This window comes from Leifsonia sp. LS1 (assembly GCF_020521355.1).
In the GTDB taxonomy this organism is placed as follows: domain Bacteria; phylum Actinomycetota; class Actinomycetes; order Actinomycetales; family Microbacteriaceae; genus Leifsonia.
On record NZ_BPER01000004.1, the window covers coordinates 171,073 to 195,329 of the forward strand.

Sequence of the window (24,257 nt, forward strand, 5' to 3'; positions counted from 1 at the left end):
GCACTACCTCCGGTCGAGCTGAATGGCACCGCCACCACGGACGATGATGTCCGGGTCGCCAGGGCCTCCATAGCCCTGCGCGGTCACACGCACGGGAAGGTACTCGTCCGCGTTCACGGTCACCGCGTTCGGCGAGGTCGCGTCAGGGCCGGCCAGGCACAGGCTTCCGACCCGACCGTCCATCTCCAGCGTGTGCCAGGCTCCGCCGATGCTGACCTCGACGACCGCACCATCGGGCAGGTCCTCGTCGAAGACCCAGAAGAACGGCTCGCGGCCGTCCGGGCTCAGATAAGTCATCCGCCCGCTCCTCCCACCTCGTCCTCACGGATCGGACCGACCACACGCCACGGGTTCCGCATGGGCCCGACGACATGCACGATCAGCGCTTCACGCGGGCCGCCGCCCGTCGACACCGTCACAGGACCGAGGGCGACGGCGAGCAGCATCGGGGAAGCGGACACCGTCAACGCGCGGTCAGCGGTGACACGAGGCACGCCCACGCCGACGCTGAGCACGATCGGCGGGACCCCCACCAGCACACCGCCAGCAGATACCGCGACCGCCGGGGCCGCCATCGCGACGGAGGCCTGCGAGGCTGGCACGCGCACGGCCGTCGCGATCCCGACCGACGGGCGCGGCGGCTGGACATCCAACCCCAGCACCATCGTGGGCACGCCGACCTGCACGGAGCCGCCAGCGCCCGGCTGCGGCGACGGCATGCTCGCCGACACCAGCATGACCGGCACGCCGATCGAGACGCTCACGCCCGCAGATACGGCCGGAGCATGCATCTGCACACCGACCGTCATCGGGCCGCCACCGTCGACTGTGCGCCCCGCCGTGATCGCAGGAACCGGAGCCGCCAGGGACACGACTATCGGCGGCACCGCCACCGCGACCGCGCCGCCGGCCGACACCCGTGGGGCGATCGCCTGCGCGGTCATCGTCATCGTCGGCACCGTGACCGACACCGGGGTGCCGCCGGCGCCCGCCTTGAACGCGATCTGCACCGCGGCGACGTTCTGCGCCTGGCTCACCCACGTCGCCGTCGTCGCACCGACCGCGCCCGCCGCCGCCTGCGTCTTCTGCGCGACCACCAGGGACGTCTTCGCAGCCGAGGCACCCGTCGGCGCCAGTGCCTGCGCGACCGACGTGAACGAGTTGTTCCACGAGAACGTATCCGAGATCGTGCCCGAGTAGCCGTGCTGCGCGTGCACCGCCAGCACGAGATCCCCGGCAGCGGTCGTCGTGACCGTGCCGGCGGCGAGGCTCGTCGCGTTCGTCGCCGTCCCGACCGTCCCGACGACATCGAACGGCGTCGACGAGACACCCGCCAGCTCGAGCACGATCATGCTCACGTAGTCGGCCGCGCCCGGCGTCACCGTGAACGTCGTCACGTCCGACGCGACGACCGGTCGCGTCCAGATGTAGAAGTCCTGGTCCGAGAGATAGTGGAACCGGGACGTCCACGAGCCCGTCGGCGTGATGACGTTGTTCGAGTTCGCGATCAGGACGAGAGTGTTCCCCACCGTCGGAGGACTCGCGAGCGTCGCCGATACGCTGGCACCGGTGGCGGCCGCGGTCGCCGACTGCAGGATCGATGCGGCCACGGGTCACCTCCAGGATCGGATGTAGTCCACCAGCATCGTCGGGTTCGCACCCGGCCACGACTGCCCGGTCCGGGCCGCCAAGTTCAGGATCAGGTACTGGCTCCCGCCGATCGCCTTCGACGACGTCCGCGACACGGCACCGTCGATGTAGAAGACCGTCGTCCCGTCCGACTTCCACCAGGCGCCGTAGGTGTGCCACGAGGTGAGCGAGCTCGGCGCGTTCACGTGCACGGTGTCCTTGTCGGACGTCGTCACGTACACGTTCTGCTCGATGCCCGGCCCCATCCCGAACAGCTCGAAGATGTCCGTCTCCGGCGGCCACTGGTCCGTCGCCGCGTTCGACTCCCACCCGGCAGGCCAGATGATGTTCGACAGCACGGGTACCTGGATGCGCATCTCGACGAAGCTGCCCGGCGAGGTCGTGAACGACTTCAGCGACTGCACCATGCCTGACTTGTACGAGAGCCCGGGGTACGTCGTCGAGTCCTGCGCCATCGTGAGCACGAGGTTGCTCGACCCGTCGACCGTCGCCAAGGCGTCGCTGTAGTAGTTCGCGTTGTCGGTGTTCGTCCGGTTCCCGCCAGGAGACTGCGCAAGGAACCGCGGCCACGCCGGGTAGACCGTGTCCCACTTCAGCCGGTCCAGGCTCGAGCCGTTGAACTCGTCCGAGAACGCCAGCGACCAGCCCATCAGCCCGGACGGCTGCACACCGGCCGGGCTCGACGGGTCGACCAGCTGCAGGCCGCCCGACGCCGGCTCCACCGTAAACCGGTCGCGGCGAGTCGACGCCGTGACGGCCGGCATCAGGCCACGGTGGCCGTCAGGATCCCGGCCGGATCCCACGCGACCGAGAACGCCGCGTTCTGCGACGCCATGTCGGCGCCGAAGTCCGCGTACCCGATCAGCGTCCGCGTCGCGTCCGTCGACGGCATCGAGTCGTACAGCACCAGCTCGCGCGCGTTGATCGTCGCCGACGCCCACGAGATGTCGTTCGCATCCAGCGTCAGCGTGTTCGTCGACGCGTTGTACGCCACCGTCACCCCGGAGAGAGCGATGCCGCCGGCCGTGTAGCCCGGGTTCGCCTGCACGGTCGCGCCCGACGCGTGGGCCGAGCCGAGCGCCGCCGAACCGGTGCCGATCGCACCGAGCGTCAGCGTGTACGGGCCGGACCCGGTCACTGCGGTGACGATGCGGTACTCGACCGTGCCGCCCGTGTCGATCGCGATCGCGTTCCCGACCGGGATTGACGCGGCGACCGAGATCGTCGTCGCACCCGACGAGGCCGCCGACGAGAGCGTGGTCGCCGTGGTGACGAGCTCGTTCGTCACCGACGACTTGTACTGGTGCGCGTCCTGATCCGGCACGTACGCCGACGTCGTGAGCATCGCCTTGATGCTGTCACTGTCCCAGTCGATCTCCTTGTTGAACAGCGACTTCAGGAACAGCCCATAGGCCTTCGCGATGACAGCCATGGTTTACTCCTTCGGGGTGGTGAAGCCGGGAAGCGACGTGATCGTGTACGAGCCGTCGTCGTTCTGGACGGCAGGGGCGGGTGAGGCAGCCTCCGGCAGGTAGCCGAGCACGCCGAGCAGCAGCGAGCCGAGACCCGAGATCAGGGCGGCCTGCAGGATGGTCGACCAGTGCACGTCGGTGAAGAGCACCGCATTGCCGATACCGACCGCGATACCCTGCGCGACCGTCTTCACCGTCCGCTCGAGCAGCGCCAGCCACGCAGGGATCCTCGTGCCCGCCGCCTCCGGAATGCCAGCCAACGACGTCACCAGGGAGGCGAGATAGCCGAGCGCCGCGGCCGAGAGGATCGACAGCCACGGGACACCGGCGAAGAGGACCGCCGTGCCGAGGTACGGGATCGCGATCGTCACCGCCGTGCGCAGCGCGCGGAGGCTCGCGGCCTTCCACCACGCGGCGGTGAAAAGAGGGCTGCTCAAGGCAGCCAGGACATGCTTGCTCACTGCTGGTCTCCAATCGGAGTAGGGGCGCACGAGTACGTCGGCGCGGTGGGATCGAACGGGTCCGTGCGGGTGCACGAGTACTGGATGCCGAGCGCATCGGTGTACGTCCAAGAGAGGGGAGGCTGGCCGTCGGCGCCGGCCGGACCCGGCGCTCCCGTCTCGCCGGTCGCGCCAGTTGCGCCGGTGGCGCCTGTCGCGCCGGGCGGCCCGACGATGGTCTGGCCGTCCTTGCCGTCTTTGCCGTCGGTGCCGTCGCGACCCGGAGTACCGATGCCGGGCGTTCCCGCGCATCCGAGGCGAGCGTCGCAATAGTCGCGCACCGCGGCAGCGATCTGCGCATCGGTCGCGTCACGGCCAGCAGGACCAGCGGCGCCCGCGGAGCCTTGCGGGCCAGGGATCGCCTCCGGTGCCGGCGCAGTGGGCTCGCAGTTGGTCGACTCGGCGCAATCACCGTAGAGGCGGGAGTACTGGGTGAAGAGTCGGTCGTACTTCGCAGAGAGGTTGTCGTAGCGGGCGGCACCGATGTCGATGCGCCCTTGCTGCACCCAGAAAGTGCCTGCAATCGATGCGATCAGAATCAGGGTGCCGACGATGATCGCGGCGCTGGTCCAACGCGCCCGGGTCCTGCTCGTCATCGCTTCTTCCCCGCGTAAAGATCCGTCGGCCACTCAGGGGGCGGCGGCGGCGAGCCCGCGTAGATGTGATCTCGGAGCCTCTGGGCGTAGTTGCGCCAGATGAGATCCCGACGCTCGAGCTCGTCCATGCGGTCTCGCAAGTCGCGGATATCCGCCTTGTCCGAGGACCGCCGGTTCGTCAGCCACGTGAGCCAACCTCCCGATGCAGCGATCGCCGCGATGATGATGGCGAGCAGCCAGTCCGGCATGCAGATCCCCTCTCAGGGTGGAAAGATGCTCACCGAGATGAGCAGTCCTCACTCGGGGGTATTAATTCGGCGGCCACAGCGCTACCCTTCTGCGCATGAGCGACACCCAGGGGGAAGCACCACAGAGCCGCCGCGCGAAGATCATCGGCGGCACGATCGCAGGCATCATCACGGCCGCCGTGATCGCTGCGGCCGCCGTCTTCGCGGTCAACGTGCGCGCCGGCCAGGAAGCCCACACCCAGCTCATGAGCAGCGTGAAGACAGAAGGCAAGACCCTCACCGCCGCCGCGACCGAGGATGCGGCGCTTGCTGGCTCCGCAGCCGCCGCAACCGAGCGAGCCCGCATCCAGGCGATCGCCGACCAGCGCGCTGCCGAGCTCGCCGCCCAGCAGGAAGCCGCGGCCGCAGCCGAGCGCGCAGCAGAGGCCGCACGCCAGGCCGCTTCCGCCCAGGAGCAGACCGACGGCGACAGCACTGACAGCGGCAGCAGCACAGGCGGCGGTTCCGCACCGTCCGGCCCGACGAAGTGCCCCGCAGGGACCCACGCGATGGCCGTCGACGCGCAGGGCAACGAGTCGAATTGCGACCCGCTGAACGACCAGGGCCAACAGTGCGTCGCCTACGACGCAAGCAATCAGTGCACCGCGTGGCTCCAGGAGTAGATCACAGCCCCAAGTGCTGCTCGATCGCGTCGAGCCGCTTCTCGTGGTCAGCCACGATCGGGAGCAGCGAGTAGGCGATCAGGATGTCGTGGATCCCGAACGGGATCGGTTCCCCGTCCGCGCCGAGCTTCAGCTGGTCACCCACGACGACGTCGACCAGGTCGCCGTCCTCGTTCTCCTGCTGCTCGATCACCGGCTCGCGCTCGTAGACCACGAACTCCCACAGCCCCGCCTCGTGCAGGCGCTCAGCGATCGCCCCGATGTTCGTCGCGACGTGGTAGTCCGGGCCGACGTACCCCTCGAAGGTCGAGTCGTCGCGCTTGCGCACTTCGTCGATGTAAGAGAAGTGCACGACGTCGATGCTGAGGATCGCGCGGAGGTGATCGAGGCCGACTGCCTCGATCTCGGTCTTGAAGCGTTCCGACGACGACGCCGTGCCGCCGCGGCCGGTCGCGCTCTCCCACCAGCCGGCGACGCGAGTCGCGGTGATGTTGAAGGTTGGCGCGTTCGTCGCGTACACGTCGGCGCCGCGGTGAGCGCCGGTCGCGGTCATGTCGCCCGTCGCCGACATGCCGGCGCTCGACGAGACGCCCGCACCCGAGATCGTGCTCAAGGACGTCACCGCCCCGGACGCGCTGACCGTCGTCGGGGCGATCGCCCCCGGGTTCGCGACCTTCGCGGCAATCTGGGAATCGGTCTGCGTCTTGTTGTAGTAGTTCGCCTCGATCGTGTCCTCGATTGTCTCCTGCAGGTCCGCGATCACCGGAGCGAACGCGTCCGCGATCGACGGACCAAGCTCGCGCAGTTGCCGCCGGAGATCCTCCAGGTCCCGAACGAGTTTCGCGTTATCGACCATGTCAGTCCTCCGTCGAGACGCCCTCAAGAACCGGCGTCACCTTGTCGATACTGCGACCGAAATCGATCTGCCAGCCTGTGGCCCTAACCGCCGCCGAAAAACCGTCAGGGAAGTCCGGGACGGTGTCCGCGATCTGAACCCCAACGTCGTCGCCGACATCCCAGGTCACCCCGACCCGATCGACGCCCTTCGAGATCGACACCATCGTGAGCGTGTTCGTCCCGCCGCCCTGCAGCGTCGCCTTCTTCCGAGCGTGATCGTTCAGCGTGTTCACGTCCACGATCGACGACGACGGGGTGAAGCGCCGCTCGAACGTCGGTCGATCCGGATCCGTCACGAGGATGTGCTCCGACTGCGGACGGGTGTCTCCAATCGCAGTCGAGACAGCCATGAAGTCGTTCCCAGCGTTGTCCGCCGAGTAGTCCTCCATCAGCTCGAACTCGGCCAGCGACCCCGGCAAGTCGAACTGCACGTTCGGGTCGAGCCCGTCTGCTGCAGCCGACCCGATCCGGTCACCGACCCGTAGGACGAACGTCAGCCGCTCTGGGTTGTGTTGCCACTCGGTGAAGACCGCCCACTCGGGGCCGCCGTCGACGCCCATGAGCTCCGTCAACGCCGAGTACAGCGTCTTGTCGCTCATGTCCTTGTAGTTCCGGACTCGAACCTTCCCGGCTCCCGCGGTCACGACCTCGACACGGATCGGGATGCCGCCGTTGCTACCGGTCGCGGCGAACGATGCCACCAAGTCGGTGACGATGCTGTTCTGGTCGACGTTGTTATACGACCGGTCTCCGACGTACCGACGGTCGAAGTAGGCGTCGACCGTCGCGAGCGACAGTTCAAGCTTCCCGGTGCCCTGACGCGGGCGTCGTGTGATGAACCCGGACCAGATTGGAACTCCGACCTGGGGGTCCGCCTTCTTGTCGAGACAGTTCAGCACCGTCGCCCCCTGAAGCGTCGCACGGCGCCAGTTCTCCGGTGCGCGAGCAAGCGGCAGAGATGCGGTAGTGGTGGTGAACTTTCCAAGCGACTTCGTGATGCTGCCGACGTCGAGCTCGGGCAGTTCGGCGATCAACTCACCAGTGCGAAGCTCGGTTGCCACCCACTGGTAATCGCTCGACACTAGGCGACCTCCCTCGGCCTCTTATGCGTGGCTGGGCCTCATGGCCAACGCCGCCTGAACCGCGTTGTTGATGATCTGCTGCTCTGCGGTGTTGAGTTCCTCACCCGCGATCCGACGCTGGGTGAGGGTGAGCACACCCTGACCGATGTTGTAGCGGGCGCCGAAGGCCGGGAGCGACGCATCGTCGACGACGTAGTACCAGCCGCCGGCCACACCCGCGACGGTCTGGAGCTGCTGGAGACGAACACCGGGGGCGACCTCGCGCGCACCACCGAGGAGCTTGTTGAGGTTCGCCCGGATTTCGCCGAACGCGCCGTCGTAGTCCTTCGTCTTGTTCACGACGTAGGTGAGGTCTTCGCGGTCCTGATCGCTGAACATGTCGTCCTCCTGGGAGATGGGGGTGCTGGTGCCGGTTCCGGCGGTGGTGGTGCCCGGGTAGGGCGGGCGGATGTAGGAGAGGATGTAGCCGGCCGAGCGGGTGCGGTCGCGCATGTCGTCGCCGGGGTTCGAGTTCGTTCCCCGCGAGGTCACGATCGACCCGTTCGAGGAGACCGAGACCACGATCTCGGTGTGGTCGGGGTCGCCGTCGCCGTCCCAGTCGAACGCGAGGACGTCGCCGCGGCGGACACCGGCCGATCCGGCGTGCCAGACGCCGAGGTTGCGACCCCAGGTCTGGACCTGGGAGACGTAGCTGTAGAACGGGTTCCCCAGCGAGTTCAGGCCGAAGAGGTAGAACGAGACGCATGCGGCGCAGTCGTCGTACGCGCTGATGCCCTTCGGCCACCACGGGTTCGGCCACTTCGTTTCGAACTGGGCGGCCATCGCGGCGAGCATGTCGTCGGCGCTGCGGTTCAGGAGGTCAGGCATCGGGGTCCTCCTCGCCGTAGCTCGAGCTGATCGCCTCCGGTGCCGGGACCTTCGCCGCGTTCATCGGAGGGAAGGGCTCCCCGTCGCTGTCGACCGGGATGTTCGGATCGGTCACGGTGTCACCTCCGCGGTGGGTTCCTCGTCGAGGATCAAGACGCCGGCGTACTCGGCGGCGACCTCTGCCCGTGCCGCCTCCCGGTCGGCGTTGGTCTTGCCGACGTGGATGTACGCGCCGGGCCCGTAGTCGAGGGTGAAGTCCTGGTAGTTGTCGGGCAGGTCCACGAAGGTCTCCTAGTTCGTCTCGGTGATGGAGTAGCCGGCGCGGGCCAGCGCGGTCACCTGCGATGCCGCCGACGCCTTGAAGCGCAGCTTCACGGTGTGCATACCGGCCGCGAGGCCCGCGATCTCGACCTCGCCCGCGATCTTGAAGTAGGTTGTCGCGGCAGCGACGGGCACGGCGTCGATGTCGTAGTCGGTGCCGTCGATGTTGATGCCGAGTCCCATGTTCTGGGCGGATCCTGCCGTCAGCGAGCCGCCCATGAACGCGCGGACGACGAGCTTCGTGCCGGCGAAGCTCTTCGTGATCGTGCGCAGGAACGCGGCCGCGTCAGTCGCGTTCGGGAAGTCGGTGTACGAGAGGGCGTTCGAGAATGCGTTCCCTGTGCCGACGGAGCGGGAGTTGACCAGCGTCCACGGGGTCGCCCGCACCCATGCCACCAATTGCGCGTTGAACAGATAGTCGCCGTTGTTCGCGGCCGTGACATCGGACGTCACCCGTGCACGCTGCTGATCCGGCGCCGTCGTCCAGGCGTTCAGCTGGTCCAGTGTCAGCACCGGGATGACCCCGCCCGCCCCCGCCGTGTACGGAGCCACCCACGTCACCGTCGGCGAGCCCGTACCCGACTTCGGAACGTTGATCTGCGCGATCACGAACGCCCGCGTCACAAGTGGCGACGGCGGAGTCGACGAGCCAGCGACGCCAGCTCGGTAAACCAGCGACACGGCCGGAACTGTCGATGCGTCACCCTCCGCCGGATCATCGATCTGAACGTAGAGGATGTCGATGCGCGGCAGGCTGCCATCGGCCGGCGTCATCGCGCCCGTCTTCACCGCGTCGAAACTGAACGGGTACCCGCTCGCCTCCGCCGCAGCCTCGACATCAGCCACGCCCGCGAACGGCTGACACGTCCACGTCGTCGAAGTCGCCGTGACCGTCGTCGCGGGAGTACCCGGACGAACCCCAGTACGAACGCCCAGGGGCCGCGACGTCGATCCCATCGCCTGGTGGACGCTTCGCAGCTGCCGCTCCCAACGCCCGTTATACGCCGGCGCGTTCGAGACGGCATCCACAGGTCCGATCCGGTCAACCATCAGATCTCCTTCTCACTGCCACGATTCGGTGGCCATCACGGTCAGCTGTGCGCCAGGGTTGAAGACGGCGGCAGTGAACGCCCACGTGTTCAGACCAGGCTCGAAGCCTGACCAACCACGCTGCGTCACCCATCCGGCGCGCGACGACTGCCCGTTCGCGAGCACCAGGTGGTTCTCCATGTCGACATCGATCCACTCACCCACGCCGAGCTCGAGCGACGTCGCGAACTGCAGCTGCCTCTTCAGGTCCCCTGCCGTGTGCGTCACCACCGGACCCTTCACCGGGCCATCGATGCGGAGCGTCACCGGCCCCGTCTCATTGCCCGGGTTCGTCAGAAACACCTGACCCGAAACCGTCGTTGACGCAATCACATACGGATAGGTGTGCGGGTAGGTGAACCCGCCGGACGTCGCCGGGAGCCGCGTCGCCTGAGTGAGCACGTTCCCGAACTTGCGGGAATCCTCAGCGGCGACCTGGACGGAGTACTCGGCGTACCACCTCGACTTGCGGGTGATGATCGGTTCGTCCTCCCGGCGGACCATCGCCCAGCGGGAGACGCCGACCTCGGTGACCGTCAAGAGGCGCTCCTCGCGCGCGAACGCCGACAGCAGTGCGTCCTTCGCAGGAAGGATCCGCAACGGGTCGCGGGACCGGATCCACCCGCCCACCGTGATGTGGCGGGGACCCGAAAACGAGTCCCCGCCTATCGCTCCCTGAGAGCGGACCCGGTTAGTCAGATCGAGGGAGGGCTTGGAGGCACCCTCCCAGCCACTGAGCGTGGTGACGCCGAACTTCACACCGAGATCAACGTCCACGGCCGCGAGATCGAGACCGTCAATGTTGACGTTTGAAAGCCCATACGGGACACCCATCACGCCCCCAAAGCATCGAGTCTGCGCAGCACTGCCATCGCCGTTCCGTTCGGATCGGACACTTCGCTGATGTTGAAGATCGGACTGCTGGTCGAGCCACCCTGTCCGAGCGCTGCCCGGGCTAGGCGACTCGTCAGCTCGATCAGCGCGTTCGTGCGCCCGAGATCCGTCACCGTCTCAGGCCGACCCGCTTCCGAAACTCGGATGAGGGTGCCACCCGGCGTTGGCTGGATATCCGCTCCACTCGCAAGCGACGGGATCGTCGGCAGGTGGATTCCCCACTTCTGACCGCCGATTCCCGGCACCCAGTCGGGGATCGTGACCGAGAGCGAGTTGATCGCTCGGATCGCCCCGTTCACCATCGCGATGATCCCGTTGATCGCACCACGGATCACGCCGGAGACGTTCGAGAAGGCGGTTCCTACGAACGAAGCCGCGGCGCCAAGCCCGTTCTTGAGTGCATCCGTCACGGGCGGCACATTCTGAGCCACCCACTGCAGAACCGGCCCGAACTCGCCGCTCAGCGCCTTCGAGAGGAACTGTGCCTGCGTCTGCACGCCGGTCAGCACCTTCGTCACGTTCGAACCGATCGCGATCCAATACTGCAGCGGGGTCAGGATCGCGGTCACGACCTGGATGAGGAAACTGATCACGGGCACGAGCTGGTTGATGTTCTGAGCGAGCAGAGGCAGCGTATTGGCCGCGATCTCGAGTAGCTGCACCAGAAGAGGACCGAGCGCCTGCGCGAGCTGAAGGAAACTCGGTGTCACCTGGATCAGCGCAGTCACGAGTTCCTGGCCAAGCACCGGGACGATGGGCTGCAGCTGCGTCAGCAGCTCGGTCACCACCGGGACCAGGGTCTGAATCGCCTGGCCAAGCACGGAGCCGAGCTGGCCTGCGAGAACACCGGCAAACTGAGCCACGGTCGCGAAAAGGGTACCCAGCGCGGGCAGAGCAGGGAGGAGCCCCTGAATCCCGTCCCGGATCCCGTTGAACAGCGACATGATTGCCGTCTGGATTTCCGGCTTCGCGAGCTCGTTCGCGATCTGGCTCAGCACCGTCCCGACCATGACGCCGATCGACGACATCACGGACGAGAGGGTCGGAGCGAGAGCGGAGAGCATGTTGCCCAGCGGGCCGAGCGCCGTGAGGAGCCCGTCGACGCCAGCCGCGGCACCCTCGAACAAGGTGGCAAGGGTCGTCTGGAAAGCCGGGCCGTTGACGACCTCCGCGATCTTCGCGAGCACCCTCTGCACAGTCACGAGACCGCCGCCGCCGGCAGCCTGCGCCGCCGACGAGATGCCGGAGAAGATGTCGAAGATCGAACCGAACGAGCTCCACAGCAGCTTGGCCGCGTCGATGGCGCTGTTCAGCCACTTGTCGAGTGACCCGTCGCCCTCGACACGGGTGAGCCACGCGTCGAACTCCTTCGTGATGTCGGCGAACCACTGCGCCATGCGGGGCAGGTTGTTCGCGCCGAAGGTGCCGAGCGTGGCGATCGCGTTCGCGAACCCGTCGGTGCCTGTCGCAGCGATCGAGATCGACTCCTGCAGCTTCGCCAGCATGTTCGCGAGCACGCCGTCCCCGAACGCCTTCTTGAACCCGTCCGCGAGCGACGCCGTCCACGACCCCAGCGAAGACGAGACGCCCTCGAGCCCCGCCGACAGCTGTGGAAGCGTCGACTGAACGAAGTCGATGATGGGCTGCTTCGCCTTCGCCCAGAAGTTGTCCGAGATGACCGACTTCAGGCGGGTCCACACCGAGGACAGGGAACCGAGCTGTGTGCCGGCGTCGGACAGCGCTACTGCCAGCACAACGACGCCGGTGAGGGACGCCCCGAGCAGGCCAGGCAGCGGCCCCAGCAGGCCCACCAGCGCAGCAAGGCTCGATCCGAGGGTGAAGATGCCGCCGACCGAGGAGAGCGCCGCAGCACCGATCGCTCCGACCGCCAGGATGACGGCAGAGATCTTCGGCAGCGACCGGTCGAGGTTCTGCAGCTTCTCGCTCAGGTTCTGGACGAAGTCGCCCGCCACGCGCGCGCCGGACAGCGACGCCAGGATCGATCCGGCCTTCGCAATCGACGTCTGGGTGATCTTCAGGTCGATCGGCAGCTCGCGGCGCCGAGTGAACTCCTTCACGTGTGTGGTGGCACCCAGGGTCTCGACGTCGACGTCGATGTTGGCCGTGCGCTTCTCGATGTCGCGCACGAGCTCGTCGACCTTGTGGCGGAAGTCGGCGGCCGCCTCGGGATCGGTCGGGATCTTCGCCTTCAGCGACTTGTTGATCTTCTCGATCTGCGCCTGCAGATCGGCGCGCATCTTCTCGCCGTCGATGCCGGCGGGGATGGTGGCCTCAATCTTCTTCGTCGCCGCGGTGACCTGGGAGCGGAGACGGGCCGCCCACGTCTTGTCGAGGTCCGAGACCTTGGCCGGGACGATGATGGGGGAGCGGTCCGAGTCGCTCTGCCACTTGCGGCGGAAGCGCTCTGCTTCCCCCATCGCGTCCTTGCCATCGAGCACCATCCGGATCTTCAGGACGGTGGTCTTCTCGATACGGTCGAGGGTCTTCTTCAGATCCGCTTTGAAGCGGCTCGCATCAGGGACGATGCGAGCGGACAGCCGACCAACGCTCTTGCCTCCGGGGCCCTTAGCCATGAGCCCTCCTTCGGCTAACTGTTGATCTGCCGCATGAAGCCGGCGACGTCCCACTCGGCGATCGTCGGCACGTGCGTCTCCGGGGCGGTTAGGCGAGGGCGGCCGTACAGCGCGTCCTCAGGTGCGGCGTTCCCGCCCAGCCCGGCGAGGACTTTCACGAAGAGGTCGTAGAGGTCGGCGATCGTCTCCTGGACGTGCGGCCAGTGCCAGACGCTGACCTCTTCGCCGCGGCGCGCGGCGCGGAAACGTGAGTCCGGGATCGCAACGAGTTGCTCCGCGAGGATGAGAGCACGACGGGTGCCCAGCTCGCCTGTCCACCAGCTCTGCAGGTTGAGCCCGTAGAACTGCTGGAAGTCGGCGAGGAGGGCGACGCCGTGCTCGTCGATCAACTCGCGGAGCTGTCGGCTTCCCCCAGTGCGTTGACGTAGGCGAAGATCAGCGGGAGGAGCTCGACGGTCGCAGTGTCGAAGCCTCCGAACGAGCGGATCCACTCCCGGAACTCTGCGGAGTTGCGGGCGAAGACCGTCTGGAGCTCCTTCACCACCAGGCCGACCTTCTTCAGGAGCGAGGCGGTCATCTCGATGCGATCGCCGCGAGTCTTGATCTCGGCGACGAGGGCAACGAGCGTCGTGTACTCCCAGTACTCGATGTCGGACGGGTCGCGCAGGAGCTCCCAGCCGGCAGGGTGCTCCTCGGGCTTGATCAGCTCGGACTGCGCGATCTTGTGGTCGTCGGGCACTCGGGCGCCCTCGGGGATGTCAGGCATAGCGGACCTACTTTCGTGCGGACCTGGGGTGGGTCCCGCCCTGCCGGTCCGCTACCAGAGCAGGGCGGGACGGGGGTCACCCGCGCGTGTACGCGAGCGAGTTGGAGACGCCGGCGGCGTTCGTGACCGTGACGGCCGCGGAGCCGGCGGTGCCAGACGGCACGACAGCGACGATCACGCCGTCGCTGATCACCGTGAATGCCGTGGCGTTGGTGGCGCTGAACTTGACGGTCGTCGCGCCGGTGAAGCTCGATCCCGTGATCGTCACGAGCGCACCGGTCGCGGCGCCGGTCGGGGTGGCGGTCTTCACGAGTGGCTTCGATGCGGTGAATCCGGTCTTGAAGACCTTCATCAGGCCGGACTTCCCGCCGTTGGACGCGATGACTGCCTCGTCCGCGGCGTGAATCGAAGCGGAGAGCGGGATCTCGAAGAACTTCGACGTGTCCATCGACGGGGCATCGCCGGTGGAGATCGTCGTGTCCGGCATGTAGAAGCCGAGTGCCCCGGTGCCATCCGTCGCGAGCAGGAAGAGAGCCTTGTCGATGCCGTCCTGCGACGACGGAATGACGTAGCCGCCGTCAGCAGGATCGACCCAGCCGTTGAAGCCGAGATCGAGCGAGTTCTTGTCGACCTGGATCGGGTTGAAGCCGAGCGACCAGTTGGTGGCGGCGTAGACCGTGTCGACGTTGTCTTCCAGCCACGAGTCGAGCTGGGTGGCGTCGCCACCGTCGCGGTTGAACGCGGCCGTGTTGTCCTTCGACGTGTGGCCGATGTTCTCCCACCCGGACGGCGGCGTGCCCTTCAGCGTGAAGGCGGTGAGGGGGTTTGCGGGAAGCGCCGTGTTCGCGTCAGCGATGAACAGCGTGCCGTGCCCCGGGACGATCAGAGCTGTCTTGTCGACGCCCATGCGGGTTCCTCCATAGGGTTGTGCGGACCCACCCGAGACGGGTGCTGGAGGTGGTTAGTTTCTGAGTGCCAGGGCGAACGACCCAGCGTATTGACTCACGCCACGACCGGTCAGAGCCGGAGTCCCCGCGCGTGAGAAGAGGGACATGTCCTCGACCTCGGAGACCCAGCCGACGCCGTCAATGACGGTCGCCGCGGGGTCGTCCATCCAGGACCAGATGGCGTCGTAGCAGAGCCGAGCCTGCTGCTTTGCCGCGTCGATTCCGTTGCCGAAGACGTTCACGTCGAGCGTGAACGACCACAGCCCGGGACCGTTCTCGGACTGCCCGTCGCTGTCGGTGTGGAACATCCAGACGGGGAGTTCGCCAAGTACGTCGAGGTCGCTCTCTGGGAGCACCTGTGTGCCTGGCGGTGCTGCCGCCTGCAATAGCTCGTAGACGAGTCGCTCGCCGTCGATCATCAGTCGACCGCCGGCATAGAGCGGACCGCGTTGCCGAGGCTGTGCTGCCCCTTCACGTACCCGATCGTCTCGCCGTCGCGGACCAGAGCGTGCCCGAGTTCCTTCGGCACAGCGAGCGGATCCGTCGACTGAACGAGCCGGTCGGTGACACCGCGCTTCCCGCGCGTGCGGACGACTTCGAGGCTGTTCTCGAAGGTGCCGTCCTTCGCATGCTTCGCGGCATTCGCTTTCGCGCGGCGCAGGAGCGTGTTGGCGATCTCGTCGAGTCCGTCGCTCTCCCCGGCGAGAAGCGCCGCCTCGATCCCGGCGTTCGCGAACACCTCAGCCACGGCGATTCCTCCTTCGAATCAGGACCTCGACGTGCTGGGTACCGCGACCGATGTCGAAGTGCTCGGCGTCGCCGACCTGGTCCCAGTCAGCACTGCGGAAGTCGATCCGGCTGAACTGATCTCCGGGCCACGCCTGACAGTGGAAACGACCGGCGACGTAGTCCTGCAAGCCGTAGCTCACCGTCTCGTCCGAGCTGAGCGGGTGGAAGTTGCCGCGGACCGGCACCGGATCACCGACAGGTTGGTACTCTTCCTGGCCGATCGATCCAGTGGCGGCTGCGTAGCGCTGCACGAGGACGACGTGCCGCGGGCGCGAGCGTAGCGACATCACGACCACCCCCGGTCGAGACCGATACCGATCGTGCCGGGGCCGACCGTCTGGTCAGCCCCGGACAGGATCGCGACCTCGTCGTCCGTGAACCACAGGTCACCGGACGACACAGTGGAGCGCAGCCCGTACGAGTAGCCGCCCTCGCTCTCGCTCGTGTACCCCTCAGGGTTGCGGAGCACGCGCAGCACCGCATTCGCGATCACGCGCTTGTAGAGATTGGCGGTCAGCCGGCCGTCGGAGATCCGCGTTGTGAGCGTGGTCCCCCAACGGCCGGCCGTGTAGTCCACGGCATCCCGAATCTGCGTTTCGACCTGCGCACGCGAGAACTGGTCTTCGAGGTTGCCCTCGAGGTACCGTCCCGCGACATCGTCGAACGAGACGACAGGCATGGATGCCATGAGCACTACTCCTCGGTGTTGTCGCCGTCGGCGGGGTCACCGGCGCGGGAGTCACCGTCGCCGTCCTCCGCGCCGTCGTCCTCGCTGGAGTCGCCCGCGGCGGCCTTCAGCTCGGCGTCGTGCTTCTCGAGACGCTCGATCAGCTCGGCCTTCTTGCCGGTCTGAGGAAGCTCGCGCTTCTTCAGCTCGGCTTTCAGTGCCGCGGTTTCGAGCGCGGCATAGCCTGTCGGCTGCTGCTCCGTCGAGGTCGGCGTGCTCTCGGGCTCGACCGCATCGTCATCGCGGAACGCGTTCGGGTTGGTGACCTGCTCCTTCGCCCAGCCAGGGAGCTCCTGGCCGGGGGAGAGGACGACCACGTCGCCCTTCTTGTCCTTGACGTGAACGTACGAGCCCAGGATCTTGCCCGCCATCAGAGCACGCTCGCAGCGAAGGTGCGGTTCGCGTTCTGCTCGATCGGCAGCGCGATCGCCGACGCGAGGACGTTGTGGCCCTCGGGGTCGTTGTCGTGGAACGCGGCCGAGAAGATGCCCGGCTTCTCGGCATCGGCGATGCCGTAGACCGGGTTGATGGCTTCCGCGGGGACACCGAACTCGGTGCTGCCGAGTCCGCCGCCGCCGACGCCGCCGAGACCGCCACCGGACTCCGGCAGCCAGACCAGCTTGTTGTTGCTGATCAGGCGCGTCGCGGTACCGGCCACGTTGACCTGGTCGTCGTTGATCACGATACGGCCGAAGCCGTAGGTCGAGAACACCGCACGGACCTGGTCCTGGCTGATGATGGGTGGCTGGTTCGCTGCCGCGAGGCCGGTCGCTGCACCGATGATGGACTGGTTCTTCTGGAGAGCGGCCATCACCGCCGAGGACAGCATGGCGACGGCCGGCGCGGTGCCGTTGGTCGCCAGGTAGACCGCGCGCCACGTGGTCAGGTCGGTCAGGGCCGGGGCCGAGGCCGTCGACCATGCTGTGCCGGCCGTGACGGAGTGCTGCGCCTTGCGACCGAAGTCGATCGTGAAGACGAGCTTGTTCTCGTTCAGCACGATCGTGCCGGTCTCGACGATCTGACCCTGGCCGAGAGCGAGACGCGCCGCGATCTGCGCGCCGAGACGCTGCGCGTAGTCCTCGAACTTGTTGCCGATGGCGTCGCTCTGCCCGTACAGGCTCAGCTGGTCGAACTCGTTGACGCGCAGCTTGCGGCTGATCGGGGGCAGCTTGCCCGACCGGGACGTGTCGCCCGGGGTCGAACCGTAGGGCGCCTCGGTGTCCCACGACCGGTAGGTCGCAGTGTCGGTCAGGGTGACCGAGCTGGGGTCGAAGTCGTACGAGAGACCGAAGTTCTCGTTCGACGGGAACCACGAGCCGAGAACGAAGCTCGACTCGAGCACGTCGGCGGCCGCGCGTGCGACACCCGTGAGCTGGGCGGCGGTGCGGAAGGCGGAAGAGTATTCACCCATCGGGCTGCTCCTAGCTCTCGAAAACGTACTGGCCGCCAGTGGCTGCCGTCGTCACGTCGGACGCGCCACCGGCGCGCTGTGCGGGGACCGGGAGGCTCGTCGGCACGATGATCGCGTGCCGGATGACCGGTGCGCTGATCTGCGTGGAGGTGGCCCCGTTCTCGAGCAGCAGGCCCTGCTCGTAGAGCAGGAAGCTGTCGAGGGTGGTCTGGCGGCCGTCAGACGCCGTGGTGTCGTACGGGCCGTACAGGCCCGAGGCGGTGATCTTCGCCAGGGCGATGCCGGACTTGAGCACCTTGGTGTTCGCGTCGTAGTGCACCCCGGAGGTGAACTTCGAGATGTCCAGCATGCGGACGAGCCCCGAGCTGATCCCGTGGTCGCTGCGCAGCCACGTCAGGTCGGTGCCGCCCTCGTAGGACACCTGGGTGGTGAGATCCATGGGGATCGTCCTTTCAGGGTTGAGGGTTGCTACTTCTTGGCGGGCGCGAGCTTCTCCCGCGCCGCCTCGCGGATGGCCTGGATGGAGCCGGAGCCGTCTCCGCCTCCGGTACCGCCACCGCGCTGCCGTTCGAGCGCCGCCTTGACGGGGTCGATCTGCTGGCTACTGCCGCCGCCGTTGTCGTTCGTGCCGAACGTGCTGGCGAACTCGGTGAGCGCGTCGTTGTCGATCGCGCCGTCCTGACCGACGAAGGAGTGGACGTCGATGTGGGCGAACGCCTTGTCGACGTCCTCCTGGCTCTTGCCAGTGAGCGCACCGAAGCGCGCCGTGACGGCGTCCTTCAGGTACCGCTCGGCGCCGAGGTTCTCACCTTCGCGGCGAGCCTCCTCACGCGCCTCTTCGAGCGCCTTCTCCTGATCGGTCTGACCGTCCTTCTTGAGCTTCGCGAGCTCCTCGGAGTCGGCCTTGAGCTGGTCGTAGTCCTGTCGGGACTTCGCCGTGCTCTCGTGCTTCCGCGCCTGCTGCTTCCAGTACGCCTCGCGCTGCTCGACGGTCATCTCGGTCAGGGGCGTGTCCGCCGGGAAGCCGAGGTCACCGCCGCCCTTGTTACCGTCGTCGCCGCCACCCTTGTCGGGTTCGCCGTCGATGAAGCGGAGTCGGGGCAGGCAGTTGATGCGCTGGCCGAATGCGTTGGTGCGGAACATGGTGGTCCTCCGTGTCGGTGGATGGTGGTGCCGGCCCGTGTCGGGCGCGGCGGGTTACTGGAGCGCGGCGAACGCGTTGTCCAGGGCTCGGATGTAGTCGCGGAGGTAGTTCCGCGCTCGGGTGAGGTTCGTGCGGTGGATGATCAGCGCACCGTCCGTCGTGTCGCGCGGGATCGCATCCAGCTCGGCGAGGGTGGTCGTCATCCTGGCGTCCGCTTCCGCGCGCGCCTTCCGATTCGCGGCACGGATGCTCTCCGGTGTCGGCTTCACGTACTCGGGGCGGCCCGCCTCCTTCGCGGTGCGGAAGTTGTCGCCTTCCTTCACCAGGACGGGACCCAGCTCGCCGTGCTCACGGATCGTGATGCGCGTGTTCAAGAGGTCCCGAGCCGACGTCGACCCGGCGGCCGCGTACAGCTTCTTCAGGTCGTCGTCGTTCAGCCGGAAGCCCGGGTCGTCGCCCTTCACGATCGGCATGACCGTGCAGTTGCAGCGGTCGTGCAGCGGCAGAAGCTCGCCGACCGTGTAGAAGCGCTGCGACGCGACCAGGCAGAGCCCGCACGTGCCGTCGGTCGAGAGCTCGGGGTGGATGACTCGCCGGTAGCCGACGACCCGCTTCTTGCTGCCCTCGAACACCCGATGGGATTCGTCCCGGTCGGCGAGCAGCACGTCGTCTTCGGCGATCTGTCGGAGACGCTCGGTGGCAGCATCGCGCGCCTCGTCGACACTCGCCCCGCGGGACAATTCCCAGAGGAACTGCTTGCCCGGGCGTTCGTACACCTCGAGCGCGGAGACGCCGTTCCTCGGGTATGGGTCGACCAGCTTCGGCAACTGCGGCCGCTCGCTCATGGTCGCGAACACCGACTGCAGGTGCGAGCGGGACTGCAACCGCATCCGCGACGTCGCCGACCCGACCAGGGACGCCGACCGGGCAGCGATCGCGAGCCGCGCGGCGTCGTCGCGGGCGTCCGAGAAGTCGCCCCACAAACCGAGGAGCAGCTTGATCAGTTGGACGATGATGCTCTGGCGGACGCTCGCGTGCCGATCGGCGATCGCGCCGAGCTGCTGAAGCTCGGCGGCCATTATGCCCCGGCCGCCGGCGCCAGGAACGCCTCGTCCTGCTTGTATTGCTCCTCGCGGGCCATCTCGGCGGGGGTGAGCTGGAAGATCTTCTCGTTGATCATCCGCTGCGACAGGCCGCCCGCCTTCGCCTGCGCCGACGCCGACGCACGCTCGGTGATCGACGACCGGTCGGCTGGCGCCCAGATCGTCTCGATCTCCTCGATCGCTGCCCGCTCAGTGTCGCCGAGCGCCTCGAATGCCATCGACAGGGCGAGCGCGAGCGCACCGTCGGCGCGGTCGTTCATCTCCTCGACAGCGAACACCAGGCCTTCGCGGGCGAGGCTTGCGCCCTCCGCGGACCCGTTCGCGGCGTCCGGCTGGAGGATGTAGAGCGGCGTGCTCGTGACCGCGGCGAAGTGCCGCACGTCGTCCTTCGTCGCGCCGAGCACCGGAGTGATGTCGGTGACGCCCGACTCCCAAACCTTCGCGCCCTCAGGGAGCATCCACAGCGCAGCCGGACCTGCCTTGAACATCTCCTCGTAGTTGATCTTCTCGCCGGCTCGCTCGTGCCACTCCGGATACCGCTCGGGCAGCTTGCCCTCGATAGCCATCTGACGGAACGCCTGCATCGCGATCAGAGTCGACCGCTCCAAGATCGTGTTGTTGATCCGATCGAGCGAGTCGGTGTGGGCTTCGAAGACGCCCTTCCCGTCCTGCAGCGACAGCTGCGTAACCGGGTTGCCTTGCGTGTAGCCGAGCGGGATCGGGTCGGACACCCACTCCCACCCACGGCCGGGCAGCCAGGCGCTACCGTTCGTCGGGATGGCGCTGACGCGCGCTCGGCGCATCGCCTGGCGCATGTAGCCGGGCCGGAAGAGTGTCAGCACGTCGACGCCGTTGATTGCGTCGTAGCCGACCATCAGGGCCGCCTCGGACAGCCACGGGCGCGCAGCGTCCTGGATCGAGTGGACCTCCCACGGGCCGCGCGGCACGATCAGCGGATCCGCGTCCGCCGACGGCGTCTGCGGGCCGGAGTTGATCGTGAAGCCCTCACCGTAGATGCTGGCGTTGCGAAACAGGTCGCGGGAGCCGACCTTCAGGTTGGATCGCTTCCAGATGCGCATCGCGATGGTGTCGCCGAAGTCGTCGCCAGCGGCCGCCGTGCGGAAGCCGAGCGGCTTCATTCGGTTCACGCGCGCGTTGATCGCGAGCTCGCCGATGTTCAGCCGGTGCATCCGCAGGAACCGCCGGTAGGCCTCCCGCATCGCCTGGCTCGCCTCCGACGGCAGCGCGGACGTGCCGTCGATGTAACCGCGAAGGCGTGCCAGGCGGGGGAGGCACTGCCCGTACTCGACGGCGAGGCGCATCAGCCACCAGTCGTCGGTGCCCGGCACGCTCGTCTCAGACAGCAGCATCCGGCCACCTCCATCTCATCGCACCGAGAACGGCACCCAATCCGGCTCTTCGTCCGGCACCTTCTTCGCCCCGAAGTCCGTGGCTGCCAAGAACGCGAGCGTCGCCGCCATCGCGGCGTCGATCTTCCTCGGCGAGTTCTTGCCTTCCTTGCCGATGACCGTGCCGCCGCGTCGCTTCCACCGCTTCGCGTTGATGAAGTGCCGCATCATCTGCTTGCCGAGCTTCGACTCGTCGTCGAACGACACCGTGCCGCCCCGGATCGCCTCCAACAGGCGCTCGAGCGCCTCAGCCATCTGCACGTCACGCTTCGTCCACCAGCGGATCGCCGACTTGGCGGACGACTTCACCTTCAGGTCCTTGCCGAACTCGCGTTCCCACGAGTCGATGTAGTCCTGCCAGTGCGGCGGATCCGCGTAGAACCCGACAACCGTGTAACGCTTGAAAGCGTCGGCCACGGCCGCGTCGAACGCCTCCTGGTTGACTTCCCAGCCTTCCGATTCGGGCCCGTCTGGGACCTCTTCGATCAGCAGGGGGAAGATGTGGCGGTCCTGCACCCGGCACGCGACCAGTGCGGTCGCGTCGTCCGAGATCGAGCCGTCGAATCCGAGGGTGACGACGTCCTTCTCCCACGGCCGAACCCACGACCAGTCCGTGCCGGCCTTCTTCGCTGCCGCGCGGATCCGTGACATGCCTCGTGCACGGAGCGTCTCGGCCTCGATCCACGAGTTCGACGAGGAGACGAGCGCGTTGAAGAAGTACCGGCGTGTGTCAGCCTCGGGCTGCCGCGTGTCAAAGACGCCGTCGATGAGGTCCGGGATCGAGTTCCAGGCGATCGCGTCACCGTACGCCTCCTCGAACGCGTCCGCGAGGTTGGCCTCGTTCCGCAGATCCTTCGGCTCCGCCCATCGGTGATCGAAGAGCAGCTTGGCGCGGCGCGCCTTGCCCTCTTCGATCTTGTCAGCGAGGTCGTACGTCTCCTCAGCCACCGACTGCTCGCCGGGCGCGTACATCGTCGTGGTCTCCAGGAACCACGTGCCGGCGATCTTCTTCCGCTTCCGCAGGTTGCGGGTGACCGTCCGGTACATCGACCGGAGGATGGGCGTGTTGTACAGGTGAGTCTCGTCGAAGACCGCGAAGGTCTCCTTGCCGCCGTCCTTCGACGCCGCACCCGACGTGCTCGGCGTGATCTCCCCACCGTCCGGCAGGATCACCCGAGAGAGGCCCGGGTCGCAGCCGTACGCGCGCAGAGCCGAGAGCGGCGCCTGCTCCTCCGTGAGGTTGAAGTGGACGGTGTCGTAGACGTTGCCGGTCTGGCCTTCCTCCGTCGCCATGATCCGCACGTACGGGACCTTGACGGGCCGGGCCATGGCCTCGCCCTTGCGGTAGGTGTAGACCTTGCCGAGGAACTCGTACGTCTCGCCGCCCCTGGCCCAGCCCTCGAACCGGCACGGCCCGAACGCCTCGAGCAGCGCGAGTTTCGCGGCCAGTCCCGACTTGTCGGTGCCCTTCGGGCGTGAGTAGAACGCCGAGTCATACAGGCGACGCCCCTCGACGTCCTGCGCGTAGCAGTCGACGACGAAGTCGGCGTGCTCGTCCGTCAGGATCGACGGTTCGCCCTGGACGTCACCAGGGCCGTGCACGGTGAAGGTCTCGATCCACCACACAGCAATGTGCAGTGCCCGTCTACGATCATGCGACTCGTTTCGGATGAGCCGCCGAGGCATCAGCTAGTCCATCGGTCACGACGAGACTCGATGCTTGTCACGTTGTCGTTGCCCGCCGCGCCGGCCGGGTACTCCTCCGGCACGTCAATCTCCTGACGAAGACGCAGACGGTCCTCCGGGGTCGCCCCGAACTTCGCAGCGCGCAGCCGCACCTCGGACGCGAACTCCCACCGGCCCTTGGCCCACATCGTGTGGTGCATGAGCGCGGTGTCGAGGAGGAAGTCCCAGTCAGGTTCCGACAGCATCCGCGACGCCTGCGGCGATGTCCGCCAGTGCTCCCACCATGACCGCGTTGCAGCGTGCCAGTCCTCACCATCGGGTAGCCAGCCCTCAGGGAGCTCCGGCCCAACCGGGTGCTCACCAGCGACCAGCCGCGTCTTCTCCGGCATCTTGTTCCGCCGAGCAGCCTTCTCCTTGGGCGCAGGCCCGATTCCAGCCATGACAACCTCCGTGACGGCTGCCCCGTCAGCCATGGCGGCGTCGAAGCATGGTTGATGCGAAACCCCCAGACCCGTACAGAACGTCAGCAGCAGAACGCGTAGCGGTCAAGGAGGGGGTGGGTGGGGGAGGGGTTCCCCCCTGGGGGTGGTTAGTTGAGGTGCAGTGCGCCGGTGAGCCAGGTGGTGAGGAGTGTTGCGGCTATGGTGATGGGCGCTACTACGGCGGTGGTTACGAGCGCGGTCTTGATCTTGGTGCGTTCGTCTGTCTGCCTGGTGGTGCGTGCGTCTCGTGTCTCGTTGAGGACGCGGCATCCGGTGCGGTGGTCGGCGAGTCGGGTGCGGAGCGTGCGTGAAGCGATGACTGTGCCGGTGACTGCGAGTGCTGTGAGTGTCCACCCGAAGATGCTGAGCGCGACGCTGGTGGTTGTGGCTTGGACGGCGATCATCGCGACAGTCAGAACGAGGGCGGGGATGAGGGCGACGAGGTGAGCGATGCGGCTCCACTGTGGCACGGGCTTCGTCCCGTCGAGGATCTTGCCGACTACGGCGTCGCGAATGCGATTCACGGAGACGAGGTCGCCAACAGCGTTGACAACTACGGTCGGTTCCATGCCGCGACGGAGTTCGATGTTGATGGACCCGCCGGATCCCCTGGCCTCAAACTGGATGAAGATCGAGATCCTCGACTTCTCCACGGGGGTGAGCGCCGGTATAGCCGCCGCTTCCAAAGATCTGGTGTCTCCGCCGCGCTTGGGGTCCTGAATGAGGAACTGAGCAGGACCAGTCGGCTCGATTTCGTCGCTCTTTAGTTGACGGATCGCGAAGTCCGCGATGTCAACGAGGTCGTCCGTGTCGAGAACCACTGCTCTAAATGCGACTGGGTCGCCCACATTGACTACGTCAAAGTGACGCAACGTGAGGGGCCGGTAAGTTCGCGGTCCGTACAGCCAGTCGAGTGCCATG

The 24,257-nt window shown here is 67.1% G+C and carries 32 protein-coding genes; 1 reads left to right on the forward strand and 31 read right to left on the reverse strand.

Translation table 11 applies throughout. The features are described 5' to 3' along the window. Nucleotides 1-3: 3 nt before the first annotated feature. From LLS1_RS09130 to LLS1_RS09160, 7 genes are read right to left on the reverse strand one after another with little or no spacing between them, the layout of a single operon-like run. The gene (locus LLS1_RS09130) at nt 4-297 is read right to left on the reverse strand and encodes a hypothetical protein (protein WP_226654915.1); all 294 of its coding nucleotides are present in this window, start codon (nt 295-297) and stop codon (nt 4-6) included. Continuing rightward, a complete protein-coding gene (locus LLS1_RS09135; RefSeq protein ID WP_226654916.1) occupies nt 294-1,610 on the reverse strand; it encodes a hypothetical protein in 1,317 nt (438 codons plus the stop codon). The genes LLS1_RS09130 and LLS1_RS09135 overlap by 4 nt, the downstream gene beginning before the upstream one ends. Nucleotides 1,611-1,613: 3 nt before the next feature. Next, nucleotides 1,614-2,414 (reverse strand): glycoside hydrolase family 16 protein, encoded by an 801-nt coding sequence (locus LLS1_RS09140; protein ID WP_226654918.1) that lies wholly within the window; start codon nt 2,412-2,414, stop codon nt 1,614-1,616. Continuing rightward, the gene (locus tag LLS1_RS09145; protein WP_226654920.1) at nt 2,414-3,082 is read right to left on the reverse strand and encodes a hypothetical protein; all 669 of its coding nucleotides are present in this window, start codon (nt 3,080-3,082) and stop codon (nt 2,414-2,416) included. The genes LLS1_RS09140 and LLS1_RS09145 overlap by 1 nt, the downstream gene beginning before the upstream one ends. Nucleotides 3,083-3,085: 3 nt before the next feature. Next, nucleotides 3,086-3,559, reverse strand: coding sequence for a hypothetical protein (locus LLS1_RS09150; protein WP_226654922.1), 474 nt, complete (start codon nt 3,557-3,559; stop codon nt 3,086-3,088). A 20-nt stretch (nt 3,560-3,579) separates the two neighbouring features. Further along, entirely contained in the window at nt 3,580-4,218 is a 639-nt protein-coding gene (locus LLS1_RS09155) for a hypothetical protein (protein WP_226655245.1), read from the reverse strand. Further along, nucleotides 4,215-4,466, reverse strand: a complete 252-nt coding sequence (locus LLS1_RS09160; RefSeq protein WP_226654924.1) for a hypothetical protein — start codon at nt 4,464-4,466, stop codon at nt 4,215-4,217. Before LLS1_RS09160 ends, LLS1_RS09155 begins: the two co-directional genes overlap by 4 nt. Before the next feature lie 95 nt (nt 4,467-4,561). On the opposite strand from LLS1_RS09160, the gene LLS1_RS09165 reads away from it, so the two are divergent. Beyond that, nucleotides 4,562-5,128, forward strand: coding sequence for a hypothetical protein (locus tag LLS1_RS09165; protein ID WP_226654925.1), 567 nt, complete (start codon nt 4,562-4,564; stop codon nt 5,126-5,128). A gap of 1 nt (nt 5,129) precedes the next feature. On the opposite strand, the gene LLS1_RS09170 is transcribed toward LLS1_RS09165, so the two are convergent. The 24 genes from LLS1_RS09170 to LLS1_RS09280 form a co-directional block, all read right to left on the reverse strand. Then, on the reverse strand, nt 5,130-5,984 hold the full coding sequence (locus LLS1_RS09170) for a tail fiber domain-containing protein (RefSeq protein ID WP_226654927.1): 855 nt from the start codon (nt 5,982-5,984) through the stop codon (nt 5,130-5,132). A gap of 1 nt (nt 5,985) precedes the next feature. Next, nucleotides 5,986-7,107, reverse strand: coding sequence for a hypothetical protein (locus tag LLS1_RS09175; RefSeq protein WP_226654929.1), 1,122 nt, complete (start codon nt 7,105-7,107; stop codon nt 5,986-5,988). A 21-nt stretch (nt 7,108-7,128) separates the two neighbouring features. After that, nucleotides 7,129-7,974, reverse strand: coding sequence for a CHAP domain-containing protein (locus tag LLS1_RS09180; RefSeq protein ID WP_226654930.1), 846 nt, complete (start codon nt 7,972-7,974; stop codon nt 7,129-7,131). Next, nucleotides 7,967-8,089 carry a hypothetical protein gene (locus LLS1_RS19470; RefSeq protein ID WP_264186871.1) on the reverse strand — a complete coding sequence of 41 codons (123 nt, stop codon included), beginning with the start codon at nt 8,087-8,089 and terminating at the stop codon, nt 7,967-7,969. The genes LLS1_RS09180 and LLS1_RS19470 overlap by 8 nt, the downstream gene beginning before the upstream one ends. Next, complete coding sequence (locus LLS1_RS09185; protein ID WP_226654932.1) at nt 8,086-8,256, reverse strand: hypothetical protein; 171 nt, start codon at nt 8,254-8,256, stop codon at nt 8,086-8,088. The genes LLS1_RS19470 and LLS1_RS09185 overlap by 4 nt, the downstream gene beginning before the upstream one ends. 9 nt (nt 8,257-8,265) lie before the next feature. After that, the gene (locus tag LLS1_RS09190; protein ID WP_226654934.1) at nt 8,266-9,141 is read right to left on the reverse strand and encodes a hypothetical protein; all 876 of its coding nucleotides are present in this window, start codon (nt 9,139-9,141) and stop codon (nt 8,266-8,268) included. A 216-nt stretch (nt 9,142-9,357) separates the two neighbouring features. Beyond that, nucleotides 9,358-10,221, reverse strand: coding sequence for a phage tail family protein (locus LLS1_RS09195; protein ID WP_226654936.1), 864 nt, complete (start codon nt 10,219-10,221; stop codon nt 9,358-9,360). After that, the gene (locus LLS1_RS09200; RefSeq protein ID WP_226654938.1) at nt 10,218-12,872 is read right to left on the reverse strand and encodes a hypothetical protein; all 2,655 of its coding nucleotides are present in this window, start codon (nt 12,870-12,872) and stop codon (nt 10,218-10,220) included. The genes LLS1_RS09195 and LLS1_RS09200 overlap by 4 nt, the downstream gene beginning before the upstream one ends. Nucleotides 12,873-12,886: 14 nt before the next feature. Further along, nucleotides 12,887-13,261, reverse strand: coding sequence for a hypothetical protein (locus LLS1_RS09205; protein ID WP_226654940.1), 375 nt, complete (start codon nt 13,259-13,261; stop codon nt 12,887-12,889). After that, nucleotides 13,258-13,638 carry a hypothetical protein gene (locus LLS1_RS09210; protein WP_226654941.1) on the reverse strand — a complete coding sequence of 127 codons (381 nt, stop codon included), beginning with the start codon at nt 13,636-13,638 and terminating at the stop codon, nt 13,258-13,260. The genes LLS1_RS09205 and LLS1_RS09210 overlap by 4 nt, the downstream gene beginning before the upstream one ends. A gap of 76 nt (nt 13,639-13,714) precedes the next feature. Beyond that, a complete protein-coding gene (locus LLS1_RS09215) occupies nt 13,715-14,545 on the reverse strand; it encodes an IPT/TIG domain-containing protein (protein WP_226654943.1) in 831 nt (276 codons plus the stop codon). Between the two features lie 54 nt (nt 14,546-14,599). Next, the gene (locus LLS1_RS09220; protein WP_226654945.1) at nt 14,600-15,004 is read right to left on the reverse strand and encodes a hypothetical protein; all 405 of its coding nucleotides are present in this window, start codon (nt 15,002-15,004) and stop codon (nt 14,600-14,602) included. Continuing rightward, complete coding sequence (locus LLS1_RS09225; protein ID WP_226654946.1) at nt 15,004-15,333, reverse strand: DUF5403 family protein; 330 nt, start codon at nt 15,331-15,333, stop codon at nt 15,004-15,006. Before LLS1_RS09225 ends, LLS1_RS09220 begins: the two co-directional genes overlap by 1 nt. Then, a complete protein-coding gene (locus LLS1_RS09230) occupies nt 15,326-15,625 on the reverse strand; it encodes a hypothetical protein (RefSeq protein WP_226654948.1) in 300 nt (99 codons plus the stop codon). The genes LLS1_RS09225 and LLS1_RS09230 overlap by 8 nt, the downstream gene beginning before the upstream one ends. A gap of 35 nt (nt 15,626-15,660) precedes the next feature. Next, entirely contained in the window at nt 15,661-16,062 is a 402-nt protein-coding gene (locus tag LLS1_RS09235; protein WP_226654950.1) for a Gp19/Gp15/Gp42 family protein, read from the reverse strand. Between the two features lie 5 nt (nt 16,063-16,067). Next, nucleotides 16,068-16,472: an SAP domain-containing protein gene (locus tag LLS1_RS09240; protein WP_226654952.1), complete on the reverse strand. Its 405-nt coding sequence runs from the start codon at nt 16,470-16,472 to the stop codon at nt 16,068-16,070. Further along, nucleotides 16,472-17,512: a major capsid protein gene (locus LLS1_RS09245; RefSeq protein WP_226654954.1), complete on the reverse strand. Its 1,041-nt coding sequence runs from the start codon at nt 17,510-17,512 to the stop codon at nt 16,472-16,474. The genes LLS1_RS09240 and LLS1_RS09245 overlap by 1 nt, the downstream gene beginning before the upstream one ends. A gap of 10 nt (nt 17,513-17,522) precedes the next feature. Continuing rightward, on the reverse strand, nt 17,523-17,951 hold the full coding sequence (locus LLS1_RS09250) for a head decoration protein (protein WP_226654956.1): 429 nt from the start codon (nt 17,949-17,951) through the stop codon (nt 17,523-17,525). A 29-nt stretch (nt 17,952-17,980) separates the two neighbouring features. Continuing rightward, the gene (locus LLS1_RS09255; protein WP_226654957.1) at nt 17,981-18,655 is read right to left on the reverse strand and encodes a hypothetical protein; all 675 of its coding nucleotides are present in this window, start codon (nt 18,653-18,655) and stop codon (nt 17,981-17,983) included. A 54-nt stretch (nt 18,656-18,709) separates the two neighbouring features. Continuing rightward, complete coding sequence (locus tag LLS1_RS09260; protein ID WP_226654960.1) at nt 18,710-19,735, reverse strand: hypothetical protein; 1,026 nt, start codon at nt 19,733-19,735, stop codon at nt 18,710-18,712. After that, nucleotides 19,735-21,129 (reverse strand): hypothetical protein, encoded by a 1,395-nt coding sequence (locus LLS1_RS09265; protein WP_226654961.1) that lies wholly within the window; start codon nt 21,127-21,129, stop codon nt 19,735-19,737. The genes LLS1_RS09260 and LLS1_RS09265 overlap by 1 nt, the downstream gene beginning before the upstream one ends. A 15-nt stretch (nt 21,130-21,144) precedes the next feature. Then, nucleotides 21,145-22,794 carry a hypothetical protein gene (locus LLS1_RS09270; protein WP_226654963.1) on the reverse strand — a complete coding sequence of 550 codons (1,650 nt, stop codon included), beginning with the start codon at nt 22,792-22,794 and terminating at the stop codon, nt 21,145-21,147. Between the two features lie 59 nt (nt 22,795-22,853). Continuing rightward, nucleotides 22,854-23,099 carry a hypothetical protein gene (locus LLS1_RS09275; RefSeq protein WP_226654965.1) on the reverse strand — a complete coding sequence of 82 codons (246 nt, stop codon included), beginning with the start codon at nt 23,097-23,099 and terminating at the stop codon, nt 22,854-22,856. A 344-nt stretch (nt 23,100-23,443) separates the two neighbouring features. Continuing rightward, nucleotides 23,444-24,256: a hypothetical protein gene (locus tag LLS1_RS09280; protein WP_226654966.1), complete on the reverse strand. Its 813-nt coding sequence runs from the start codon at nt 24,254-24,256 to the stop codon at nt 23,444-23,446. Nucleotide 24,257 lies beyond the last annotated feature (1 nt).

What these genes read in the sequence shown, in the direction of transcription:
- LLS1_RS09210 (WP_226654941.1), bottom strand. Translation starts at nt 13,638, where the DNA reads ATGCCTGACATCCCCGAGGGCGCCCGAGTGCCCGACGACCACAAGATC.
- LLS1_RS09245 (WP_226654954.1), bottom strand. Translation starts at nt 17,512, where the DNA reads ATGGGTGAATACTCTTCCGCCTTCCGCACCGCCGCCCAGCTCACGGGT.
- LLS1_RS09160 (WP_226654924.1), bottom strand. Translation starts at nt 4,466, where the DNA reads ATGCCGGACTGGCTGCTCGCCATCATCATCGCGGCGATCGCTGCATCG.
- LLS1_RS09235 (WP_226654950.1), bottom strand. Translation starts at nt 16,062, where the DNA reads ATGGCATCCATGCCTGTCGTCTCGTTCGACGATGTCGCGGGACGGTAC.
- LLS1_RS09265 (WP_226654961.1), bottom strand. Translation starts at nt 21,129, where the DNA reads ATGCTGCTGTCTGAGACGAGCGTGCCGGGCACCGACGACTGGTGGCTG.
- LLS1_RS09240 (WP_226654952.1), bottom strand. Translation starts at nt 16,472, where the DNA reads ATGGCGGGCAAGATCCTGGGCTCGTACGTTCACGTCAAGGACAAGAAG.
- LLS1_RS09250 (WP_226654956.1), bottom strand. Translation starts at nt 17,951, where the DNA reads ATGGATCTCACCACCCAGGTGTCCTACGAGGGCGGCACCGACCTGACG.
- LLS1_RS09260 (WP_226654960.1), bottom strand. Translation starts at nt 19,735, where the DNA reads ATGGCCGCCGAGCTTCAGCAGCTCGGCGCGATCGCCGATCGGCACGCG.
- LLS1_RS09220 (WP_226654945.1), bottom strand. Translation starts at nt 15,004, where the DNA reads ATGATCGACGGCGAGCGACTCGTCTACGAGCTATTGCAGGCGGCAGCA.
- LLS1_RS09275 (WP_226654965.1), bottom strand. Translation starts at nt 23,099, where the DNA reads ATGCTGTCGGAACCTGACTGGGACTTCCTCCTCGACACCGCGCTCATG.
- LLS1_RS09145 (WP_226654920.1), bottom strand. Translation starts at nt 3,082, where the DNA reads ATGGCTGTCATCGCGAAGGCCTATGGGCTGTTCCTGAAGTCGCTGTTC.
- LLS1_RS09255 (WP_226654957.1), bottom strand. Translation starts at nt 18,655, where the DNA reads ATGTTCCGCACCAACGCATTCGGCCAGCGCATCAACTGCCTGCCCCGA.
- LLS1_RS09215 (WP_226654943.1), bottom strand. Translation starts at nt 14,545, where the DNA reads ATGGGCGTCGACAAGACAGCTCTGATCGTCCCGGGGCACGGCACGCTG.
- LLS1_RS09170 (WP_226654927.1), bottom strand. Translation starts at nt 5,984, where the DNA reads ATGGTCGATAACGCGAAACTCGTTCGGGACCTGGAGGATCTCCGGCGG.
- LLS1_RS09130 (WP_226654915.1), bottom strand. Translation starts at nt 297, where the DNA reads ATGACTTATCTGAGCCCGGACGGCCGCGAGCCGTTCTTCTGGGTCTTC.
- LLS1_RS09140 (WP_226654918.1), bottom strand. Translation starts at nt 2,414, where the DNA reads ATGCCGGCCGTCACGGCGTCGACTCGCCGCGACCGGTTTACGGTGGAG.
- LLS1_RS09165 (WP_226654925.1), top strand. Translation starts at nt 4,562, where the DNA reads ATGAGCGACACCCAGGGGGAAGCACCACAGAGCCGCCGCGCGAAGATC.
- LLS1_RS09155 (WP_226655245.1), bottom strand. Translation starts at nt 4,218, where the DNA reads ATGACGAGCAGGACCCGGGCGCGTTGGACCAGCGCCGCGATCATCGTC.
- LLS1_RS09200 (WP_226654938.1), bottom strand. Translation starts at nt 12,872, where the DNA reads ATGGCTAAGGGCCCCGGAGGCAAGAGCGTTGGTCGGCTGTCCGCTCGC.
- LLS1_RS09180 (WP_226654930.1), bottom strand. Translation starts at nt 7,974, where the DNA reads ATGCCTGACCTCCTGAACCGCAGCGCCGACGACATGCTCGCCGCGATG.
- LLS1_RS09280 (WP_226654966.1), bottom strand. Translation starts at nt 24,256, where the DNA reads ATGGCACTCGACTGGCTGTACGGACCGCGAACTTACCGGCCCCTCACG.